The 10,200-nt window shown below is 38.7% G+C and carries 6 protein-coding genes, 3 tRNA genes and 1 rRNA gene; 5 read left to right on the forward strand and 5 right to left on the reverse strand.

All coding sequences use genetic code 11. The features are described from left to right. Positions 1 to 124: 124 nt before the first annotated feature. Positions 125 to 199, reverse strand: a tRNA-Glu gene (locus PDT38_RS17460). Positions 200 to 379: 180 nt separating this feature from the next. On the opposite strand from PDT38_RS17460, the gene PDT38_RS17465 reads away from it, so the two are divergent. The 5 genes from PDT38_RS17465 (at position 380) to PDT38_RS17485 (ending at position 8,005) form a co-directional block, all read left to right on the forward strand. Beyond that, positions 380 to 835, forward strand: a complete 456-nt coding sequence (locus tag PDT38_RS17465; RefSeq protein ID WP_270803373.1) for a DUF523 domain-containing protein — start codon at positions 380 to 382, stop codon at positions 833 to 835. A gap of 763 nt (positions 836 to 1,598) precedes the next feature. Further along, positions 1,599 to 2,936 carry a penicillin binding protein PBP4B gene (gene pbp4b / locus PDT38_RS17470; RefSeq protein ID WP_270803374.1) on the forward strand — a complete coding sequence of 446 codons (1,338 nt, stop codon included), beginning with the start codon at positions 1,599 to 1,601 and terminating at the stop codon, positions 2,934 to 2,936. 15 nt (positions 2,937 to 2,951) lie between these two features. Next, positions 2,952 to 4,862, forward strand: a complete 1,911-nt coding sequence (locus PDT38_RS17475) for a glycoside hydrolase family 3 protein (protein WP_270803375.1) — start codon at positions 2,952 to 2,954, stop codon at positions 4,860 to 4,862. Continuing rightward, positions 4,862 to 6,076 (forward strand): exo-beta-N-acetylmuramidase NamZ family protein, encoded by a 1,215-nt coding sequence (locus PDT38_RS17480; RefSeq protein WP_270803376.1) that lies wholly within the window; start codon positions 4,862 to 4,864, stop codon positions 6,074 to 6,076. The genes PDT38_RS17475 and PDT38_RS17480 overlap by 1 nt, the downstream gene beginning before the upstream one ends. 762 nt (positions 6,077 to 6,838) lie before the next feature. Next, positions 6,839 to 8,005 (forward strand): serine hydrolase domain-containing protein, encoded by a 1,167-nt coding sequence (locus tag PDT38_RS17485; RefSeq protein WP_270803377.1) that lies wholly within the window; start codon positions 6,839 to 6,841, stop codon positions 8,003 to 8,005. 126 nt (positions 8,006 to 8,131) lie between these two features. On the opposite strand, the gene PDT38_RS17490 is transcribed toward PDT38_RS17485, so the two are convergent. The 4 genes from PDT38_RS17490 to rrf form a co-directional block, all read right to left on the reverse strand. Continuing rightward, positions 8,132 to 9,040, reverse strand: a complete 909-nt coding sequence (locus PDT38_RS17490) for a VanW family protein (RefSeq protein ID WP_270803378.1) — start codon at positions 9,038 to 9,040, stop codon at positions 8,132 to 8,134. Positions 9,041 to 9,686: 646 nt separating this feature from the next. Continuing rightward, a tRNA-Thr gene (locus PDT38_RS17495) sits at positions 9,687 to 9,759 on the reverse strand. A 2-nt stretch (positions 9,760 to 9,761) separates the two neighbouring features. Continuing rightward, a tRNA-Asn gene (locus PDT38_RS17500) sits at positions 9,762 to 9,836 on the reverse strand. 49 nt (positions 9,837 to 9,885) lie between these two features. After that, positions 9,886 to 10,001, reverse strand: a 5S ribosomal RNA gene (rrf, locus tag PDT38_RS17505). Between the last annotated feature and the right edge of the window lie 199 nt (positions 10,002 to 10,200).

A 10,200-nucleotide genomic window follows, 5' to 3' on the forward strand; every position in this document is an offset into this window, starting at 1 on the left:
ACAGGACGTTGCGCTCTTAGCATGCCTTCCTTTTACTTTTAAAGTACAAGTACTGCATCATAACAGATGTTAACCCTTAATTTGAAGACAAGTGCATGTCTGCTTAAAAATGCTGTTCCTAAAATGGTGACCCGTACGGGATTCGAACCCGTGTTACCGCCGTGAAAGGGCGGTGTCTTAACCGCTTGACCAACGGGCCTGATCAAACACATCAGCGATTCCTCAAAGCTGACAAAGATTATTATATACAGGTTGACCCCTAGTTGTAAAGAGATAATTTAAAATTTTTATTTTCGAAATTTTCGGCTGATGTTTTTAGTAACGACAAACGTTTTTGTTTACAATATAAGTATCTATTTTTTGAGGGGAGTAAACATAGATGATATTAGTCAGCTCTTGTTTAGCAGGAATTGAATGCCGATATAATGGAACCCATTGCAATGTAGAAAAAATAAACAAACTGATAACGAAAAATAAAGCAGTGACAGCCTGTCCTGAATTGCTCGGTGGTTTTCAAACTCCAAGAGAGCCTGCGGAAATTGCAGAGGGAAAAACGGGTGAAGATGTGTTAAATGGCAACGCCGTCATTATCACAAAGTCTGGAGAAGATGTAACAGAGCTCTATTTAAGAGGTGCTTATAAAACACTTGAACTAGCTAGAGAGATTCAAGCGGATACCGTTGTGTTAAAAGAAAACAGCCCTTCCTGTGGCAGTAATTATATATATGATGGAAGTTTTTCTGGTAGCAAAATGATCGGAAACGGGATCACAGCAGCTCTACTTAAAAAAGAAGGCTTCCGAGTCATTTCTGAACAGCAAATAGCTGAACTTTAATCATTGTAGATTGCATATTTTTAAAATAACAAAATAAATATCTTAAATGGATCAGCCTCAGCCCGAGGAATCTATGGCTAAAACCGTCAAGTGTTTTCATTATTTCCATTGTCTACTTGACAGATTGTAGTTCACTTAAAGGCTGGGGTTGTGTTTTATGTAATCTTCAATTTGTTTTACTAATGGTACTTCTCCATAAATAGTGAGGGGACGGAAGAATTCGATATACTTTTTGATTGATGTTAAACAGAAAGGCGGCAGTTTTTCACAAACGGATATTTCCCAACTTTATTTAATTTACTTCTACAATATCAGTAATGGATCTCAGGATAGGCCATCCTTTTTGAAAATACACGGAATCACTACTACTCTTCATTCATTTCGTTTGATTTCTGAAATTCCCTGAGCCATCAACATTTATTGGCTAAAAAATGACCTTGAATTGAGATATTGTCATAGGGATGACAAAGTGCGGACAAATTTCACAACAGTCCAAGCCGCTTCTGCTAGCTATTTGAAAAAGCGAGCTGCCTTTATTCGGCATGGAAGAATGATCACAAAAGAAAAAAACACCAGTATACTTTTCATCAGCTTAACCTAACCCCCAATAATTTCATACACTAAGCCCAATACGAACGCTCACCTCTGGTTTTTGCCTTTCCTATACCATCGTCCCTAATAAATCAAAGATGATGTAGTTGAATTTAATCAAACGTTTGTTTAAAATTACCATTAACATTTATTTGAAGAAAGGAGCAACACCATGAAGAAAAGTGTGATTCCCATGCTTACAGCCTTGTTATCCATTACAATGATATATCCTTCCACCTCTTCTGCGAGTATTGCAGATCAACAACAAACATTCCCTGTCTTAAAACATGCAAAAACTCCTGAAGATGCTGGATTTTCAGCAGAAAAACTAGAGAAAGTTGACCGGTTGATTGAAAAAGATATTCGAGCAGGATTTCCCGGTGCTACATTAATCGTGATCAAAGATAGCATGATTGTAAAAAAAGAGGCTTATGGCTATAAGAAAAAATACAATCGACTCAACCTGTTAAGACATCCGAGAAAAATGAAGACTGATACAATGTTTGATCTCGCTTCCAATACAAAAATGTATGCTATCAACTTTGCTCTGCAACATTTAACAAACTGCGGCAAGCTTAATCTAGATGCAAAAGTCTCACATTATATTCCGGAGTTTAAAGATGATCCGAAAGACACCATCAAAGGAAAAAAACAGCTTCGTGTTCGTGACTTACTTCAACACAGAGCCGGACTTCCAGCAAGTTGGAGTTACTATGATCCGAAAAGAGCGGGGCAGCTTTATTCTCAAGAACGCCAAAAAACATTGGAGTTCCTTGGAAAAACACCACTTGCATACAAACCTAGAACAAAACAAATTTACAGTGATATCGATTACATGCTGTTGGGGCTAATCATCGAAAACATCACGAACCAACGATTGGACAGATATGTTGAACAACAGTTTTACAAACCACTCGGTCTCACCCATACAATGTTTAATCCTTTGCAGAAAGGTTTTAAACCACGTCATTTCGCAGCCACTGAACGGATGGGAAATACACGTGATGGAATTGTTTCATTTCCTCATGTCAGGAGATATACATTACAAGGCGAAGTTCATGATGAAAAAGCATTTTATTCAATGGCAGGTATTTCAGGTCATGCGGGTTTATTTTCAACAACTGAAGATATGGCTGTACTCCTTCAAGTCATGCTGAATGGCGGTGGTTATGGGTCTCACCAGTTCTTTAGCAACACAATCATTCAACAGTTCACTAAGCCCACCTATGACACATATGGTTTAGGATGGCGATTAAATCGAAATCGCGATATAGAATGGATGTTCGGAAAACATGCGAGTAAACAAGCGTACGGACATACCGGTTCGACGGGAACAATTACACTTATTGATCCGGCCTATCAATTAGGGATTGTCTTACTGACCAATAAAAAACATTCGCCAGTCATCGATCCTGAGAAAAACCCGAATCAATTTGAAGGTGATGGATTTGCCACAGGTAAATACGGAAGTGTGATGACCGCTATTTATGAAGCATTGAATCATCAATAGGAGGCGACTTTTCAAATGAAAGTAGTTTTTCGATACACCCTGATCGCCACATTGCTATTTTCACTCACATTAGCGCCAAGTGCTGAACAGGCTGATGCAAAAAAACAGCCGATCAAACAGATGGTCAAATGCATGTCACTTGAAGAAAAACTTGGTCAAATGTTGATGCTAGATTTTAGAAGTTGGCAAAAAAAAGGGGAGTCTAAGCCTACAGGATTAACAAAAATGAATACTGAAGTAGCCAGTATCATTCACCAATATCATCTAGGTGGTGTTATTCTCTTTGCAGAAAACGTTACTGGCACTGAACAAACGGTTCGTTTAACAAATGGATTACAAAAGGCCAGTCGAAAGCTCCCGCTTTTCATAGCGATTGATCAAGAAGGTGGGATTGTCACGCGTTTGGAGTCAGGTACAAACTTACCTGGAAATATGGCACTTGGCGCTTCAAGAAGCCGAAAAAACGCTTACCGATCAGGAAAACTGATTGGGAAAGAATTAGCTGCATTAGGCATCAATGTTAACTTTAGTCCGGTACTTGATGTAAACAACAATCCCAATAATCCGGTGATCGGGATTCGCTCCTACAGTTCAAAACCTGAATTAGCAGCTCAGCTAGGTATCAAGACGATGAAAGGACTACAAAAGGAACAGATCATAGCGACAGCAAAACATTTCCCTGGCCACGGTGATACAAGTGTTGATAGCCATTTAGGTCTGCCGCTTGTTCCGCACGACCGCGATCGACTCAATCGTGTCGAACTCTATCCTTTTAAACAAGCAATTGCTAAAGGAATTGACATGGTCATGACAGCACACGTCCAATTCCCTGCCTTTGATGATACAACTTACAAAAGCAACAAAGATGGGCAAGACATCATTGTTCCCGCAACGCTTTCTAAAAAAGTGATCACAGACCTTTTACGGAAAAAGCTTGGATTTGATGGTATTGTCGTAACAGATGCTTTAAACATGAAAGCCATTTCAGATCATTTTGGTCAAGAGAAAGCCGTTATCATGGCTATTCAAGCAGGTGTAGATATTGCACTTATGCCAGCGAAAGTGACATCCCTTAAAACAGAAAACAACTTAGCAACTGTGTTTCAGTCCCTGCTTCATGCCGTCAAACAAGGGGCGATACCCATCAAGCAGATCAATCAATCGGTCGAGCGAATCCTGACAGCAAAAATGAAGCGCGGTATTCTGAATGATGATTCTACTTCAATCCGAAAAAAAATCAAACGCGCTTTAAAAACAGTTGGAAATCAAAAACATTTGAAACAAGAAATGAAAATGGCACGAGAAGGTGTGACCGTTTTAAAAAACAAACACAAAACACTGCCATTTAAACCGAAAAAAGGGGACACCATTTTAGTTCTTGCACCTTTTGAAGAACAAACAAAAGCGATCAAAAAAACGATTAGAAAGATCAACAGAAAAGCAGTCATAAAGGAATATCATTTTGCAAAAAAAAGTTTTAACAAAGCAATTGAAAAACAAATCGATCAAGCTGATTATGTGATTACAGGATCATATATCGTCAAAAACGACCCGGTCTTAAATGAGGAAACCACCTATCATGATTCAAACAAATGGGCGACCATTTTCCCTCGAGCCGCCATGAAATATGCACAGTTCAATCAGAAAAAATTTGTTTTAATGAGTCTTCGCAATCCTTATGACACAGCAAATTTTGAAGAAGCTCAAGCGGCGATTGCCGTATATGGCTTTAAAGGCTATACTGACGGACGTTTCAGACAGCCGAATATTCCAGCCGGGGTGGAAGTCATCTTCGGAAGAGCAAAACCGAGAGGGCGATTACCAGTTGATATCCCTTCAGTCACACATCCAGGTCAAATCCTCTATAAATACGGCTATGGATTAAATCTGAAAACCGGTAAGCCGCTTAGTCAGGAGGGAAGATGATGAGAAAAAAACCACTGTGGTTGTTGACAGGAATTGTTGTTGTTGGCACATTGACAGGAGCAGCCTGTCCAGACCAAAAAGTCTTACCAGGCATTGAAATGCTCATGAACAACAAACGTTTTTTAACCAATAAAAGAATCGGACTGATTACAAATCCTACTGGTGTTGATTCTCACCTGACAAGTAGCATTGATTTACTCCATCAAGATCCAGATATTAAGCTTGCCGCACTGTTTGGACCTGAGCACGGTGTTAGAGGTGATACACAAGCAGGTGATCAAGTCGACTCATACATTGATGAAAAAACCGGGCTACCTGTTTACAGCCTTTATGGTAAGACAAAAAAGCCGACAGCCGAAATGCTCCAACATATTGATGTTCTCCTCTTTGATATTCAAGATGTGGGAACCCGTTTTTACACTTACATTTACACAATGGCATATGCAATGGAAGCAGCGAAAGAAAACAACATTCCTTTTGTCGTCCTAGACCGGCCTAATCCACAAAGCGGAAAAAAAGTGGAAGGCCCTGTCCTTGATCCAAACTATTCGTCTTTTGTTGGAAGATACCCGATACCTTTAGTACACGGAATGACAACCGGTGAACTGGCAAAACTTTTTAATCGAGAATTCAAGATCGGTGCTGACTTAACCGTCATTAAAATGAAGGGCTGGAAACGACAAATGTTTTTTAAAGATACAGAACTTCCTTTCGTCCTCCCTTCACCAAACATGCCGACTCCTGATACAAGCAATGTCTATCCTGGCACGGGCTTACTTGAAGGAACAAATGTTTCTGAGGGAAGAGGGACAACAAAACCATTTGAATTGATCGGTGCACCCTACATTAATAGCACAGTTCTCGCCGAAAAATTGAACAGTTTAAAGCGACCAGGCGTTCGATTCAGAGCAGCATCGTTTACACCAACATTTTCAAAATACCAACATCAATTGTGCCACGGTGTTGAGCTTTATGTAACAGACAGATCCACATTTCAAGCTGTCAAAACCGGCATCACCATTATTAAAACGATACACGACCTTTATCCGGATAACTTTAAGTTCCTTGCCTCAGGAAGCTTCAATCGTCTCGTCGGCAATGGCTGGATTCAAGCAGTGATTGAAAAAGGCGCATCAACTGATGAGGTTTTCAAAAAAATGGATGCCGAGAAAAATCAGTTTATGAAAATCAGAAAGAAATATTTACTTTATTAAACATCAAGCTTTTCGGAATGTTGTGGATGACCGAAATGCGATAAAATACCAAAGCATATTAACAATTGTTAATAGGACACCGATACCTACAACCCCTATTACTAATAAAGAAAATGATTGTAATCATAATGAATAACGTGATTCCACAAAGCACGGCCATCACAAACTTCATTCCATTAACACTAAACATATAAACGATTTGAGGTAGTATAACGATTAGCATGTAATCCTGTCTCAGCGAGCGGAGTAAGCTATTAAAGTACAAAAGAGTACGCAGAAATGAGGATCATGATGATAAGAGCAAATCGATCTCTTTTTCTTGTCATCAAGTCTTCTTCCTTTCTCGCTTGCCCTCATAAGGAGGCAAGCTTGTTTTTTTCTCAAATTATGCGAAACGGCTAGATTTCCAAAGATGCCAATTTGCTGAAAAAGTAATTGCTACCGAAGAAGAACGACATTGATTAAATTAATAGAGTTAAGCCCAAATCAATCTAGAGTTTGGCGAAATAATGCTACCTTAGCTAAAGAACACGAAGCAAAAAGCCATACCACAAAAACAACTAATCTATTTGAATAGTGTGGAAACCAAAAATTTGATCATAAAAGCATATAAGCACGTTTAGGACAAACTCATGATAACAAAAACGGGGTGGAATAATTTAACTGAATGATTGATGTATGAAATTATTTCTAATTGGAAGAAACTTTTTAAGGGGGTCATGCGTCAGTAAATACGTCACATCATTTAGAAGGAGTACCGCCATGTCCAGATCATACAGTACACGAACAACTAAACAAAAACATAAAAAAATAAGACGACGGCTACTATTAACCGCCTTATTTCTTGCTTGTGTGGCTTTTTATGTTATTGTCCCAGCAAATTTATATCAACACCAAGAAAATCATTTGCAGGCATCTGAGAAACCAACAAAACTCGAAAAGAAAAAGAAACATCACCCAAAAAAACAGAGCAGTATCGTGACGAAAAACGAAAATAAACAAGTCGATCAGTATTTGAAAAGCATTGGCTTCAGCGGTACGGCACTGATCGTGGATAAAGGAAAGATTGTTACCAGCAAAGGCTATTCTTATGCAGACCGCGAGAAAAAGGTGCAGAATACAACTGATACCGTTTTTTATATTGGTTCTGCACAAAAATCAATTATAGCAACTGCTGTTCTCCAACTTGAAGAAAAAGGTTTACTGTCAGTAAACGATCCTGTTTCTACATACATTCCCGATTTTCCTAATGGTTCAAATATTACTTTATACAACCTATTGACACACACATCAGGAATTAAAGGTCACAAAGAAACTAAAGGACATATTTCACCAGAAAACCTTATGAAGGACATTAAAAATCGCGGTGTGGTGAATCCACCAGGAATATGGAAATATAAAGACTCTAACTATTCTGTACTGGCCTACATTGTTTCTAAACTGAGCGGTGAACCAATTGACCAATATATTGACGAACACATTTTTAAACCTGCCGGTATGAAACACGCAGGGTTTTATCAAACATTTGCTAACCAAGCTCAAAAATCAACAGGCTATAAATTAAACATGTTAAAAAAACTATCTACTCCTTATATGCCTGATTTATCACAGCTTTACGGGGCAGGCGATATGTATATGACTGCTTATGATATGTATTTGTTTGACAAAGCACTATTTGAAAGAACCATTATTTCCGATGTAAGCTTTAGAAAAATGTTTACACCTTATCGCGCCACATATGGCATGGGCTTTTACATTGCATACGGAAACTATTCAAGCCATGGTGTCATGCCTGGTTATAATATTTTAAACAACTTCAGCCAAACAGGAAAAAGATATGTCATTCTTTTTTCCAATATACAAAACAATATAAAATCGTTTGGTGCTGTGAACAACCACATTTACGGTATTTTGAACAACGGGTCTTAACGAAAAAAAGGGCTATTCGATAAGTCAATTTTTTGACAAGTGGATGCCCTTTTTGACGTTTAAAAAGTATTTGAAATATTTATACAGCACAGACTTACCCTAACGTCACATAATAAATATTGATCATCATTCCGCGTTTATTTCTTTTGGCAAGCGAGATGGGGCCTTCGGAACTTTGCGTTGCTCATGATTGATGACATCAGAAGAGTACACTGTAATAACAATACTTCCTTTATTTTGTTTAGCACGAATCAAAATCGGCTGGTTATATCTGTTTTGAAAGCGAAAGTCGGGCCCTTCCCAACTGACAGTGGCATCTCGCTTAGGTGGTACATAAGGTACACGCCTACTATGGGAAAAGCGCTGGACGATACGGAGCCCTGCCCGATCAACTGCATTAAATAGTGTTGAAGATACCTGACAAATGCCTCCACCAACCCCCTCAGACAATTCACCTCTAACAATAACAGGAGCTCGCATATACCCCTTATCTTCGGTTCTCATTCCGACTACTTTATTAAATGAAAAAACTTCATTAGGAAAAATAACATGATTATCAATTGCTTTTGTAGCAAGTGCTATATTATGTGAACGACTTTGGTTGTTAGAATTAAAATAAGTCACATACCGACCTATCAGCTGTGTCCGAATGTGAGCGAGTAATTCACTATCAACTTTTGGATAAATATTTAACTCCGGCACTTCTACTTGTGCTGGACCATGGCCAAATAAATATGAATAAAACTTCTCATTAAACGCTTGCCGATAAAGTTTATATCCGATCCGTCCTGGAATAATTTCACCTTTATGATCAATCATGGCGTTTTCAGAATTCCGGTAAATTTTTTTATCAAGTTCGTCAATAAACTTACGATATTTTTCTTGATCAATGATTGGAGTACTAGAAGGAGACATGATAAAGTCTTCACGATTTACAGTAGCAATTGTCTGACCTTGTTGTGTAACTGTTAATTGATCAGAAAGTGCGCCAACTTGAGCCCATAATAAAAATCCAGTTATCCATATATGTATCATTTATCATTTTACCTCCCATCCTAGTTTGAACAGAGGCTCCCCCTTTCATGTATTTTTTACTTCGGCTCAATTAGATCCGTTATTAGATGTTTAAAGGTCATATAACGCGGGTAAATGCGCTGAACATAAATGAAGGATACCAATAAAAAAAGGCCTCCAAAAGGAAGCCAATATAAGAGGGGTAAATCTTTTAGAACGTATGTTCTATTATATTTTACCTTTATGGAAACAGATTGTCAATGCATGAAGACGTAAAAATTTTATCAAAAAGTACGTCCCCAATTGTTAATTTGTTTAAAACCTTCGAATCATGACGATCATATAACATTCACATAAGGTACAAAAAGACCTCTACTGTTTAAATGCCACCAGCTTGCAATGGCAGTGCCAAATTGATAGTAACACTTGTCATCGAAATGCTGCTGTTTACTAACCTTATTAATAAAAACATGATTAAAAATGACAACAAAACAAGGATAAAGCTCATTATATATGAAGTTACTGATGTACTTCATCATAAAGTAAAAACAGTGACAAACTAGAGGAAATCTAGCTTTGTCACTGCTTTTTATCTCACCTATTTTTGAGTAAAAAAATAACAGTTCCAATCGTCAGGAAAACTGTATCATCTCAACATATTCATGTAAGCTTCCAAGCGGGCTCGAACCGCTGACCTCTTCCTTACCATGGAAGTGCTCTACCTGCTGAGCTATGGAAGCATTGGCTCCGCAGGTAGGACTCGAACCTACGACCGATCGGTTAACAGCCGATTGCTCTACCACTGAGCTACTGCGGAATAAAGAATTGCTTCGTTTCATGCAAGGTAAAGATATTAAAAAAAATCAGCTTGGCGGCGTCCTACTCTCACAGGGGGAAACCCCCAACTACCATCGGCGCTGAAGAGCTTAACTTCCGTGTTCGGTATGGGAACGGGTGTGACCTCTTCGCTATCGCCACCAAACAAATTGCCTACAGGACGTAGGTACTGGGCGTTCCTCACAGGACGTGAGGGCCTTTAGCCGAGTATCCTTTCGGCTTCTTGAGAAGTATTCTCTCAAAACTAGATAACGTGTGATAAACCATTCACAAATCATTTTAGGTTAAGTCCTCGATCGATTAGTATCTGTCAGCTCCATGTGTCACCACACTTCCACCTCAGA

The sequence above is a fragment of the Bacillus changyiensis genome (assembly GCF_027706145.1).
GTDB classification, from domain to species: Bacteria; Bacillota; Bacilli; order Bacillales; family Bacillaceae; genus Bacillus; species Bacillus changyiensis.

Coding starts and splice junctions, on each gene's coding strand:
- PDT38_RS17475 (WP_270803375.1), top strand. CDS start 2,952: ATGAAAGTAGTTTTTCGATACACCCTGATCGCCACATTGCTATTTTCA.
- pbp4b (WP_270803374.1), top strand. CDS start 1,599: ATGAAGAAAAGTGTGATTCCCATGCTTACAGCCTTGTTATCCATTACA.
- PDT38_RS17485 (WP_270803377.1), top strand. CDS start 6,839: ATGTCCAGATCATACAGTACACGAACAACTAAACAAAAACATAAAAAA.
- PDT38_RS17480 (WP_270803376.1), top strand. CDS start 4,862: ATGAGAAAAAAACCACTGTGGTTGTTGACAGGAATTGTTGTTGTTGGC.
- PDT38_RS17490 (WP_270803378.1), bottom strand. CDS start 9,040: ATGATACATATATGGATAACTGGATTTTTATTATGGGCTCAAGTTGGC.
- PDT38_RS17465 (WP_270803373.1), top strand. CDS start 380: ATGATATTAGTCAGCTCTTGTTTAGCAGGAATTGAATGCCGATATAAT.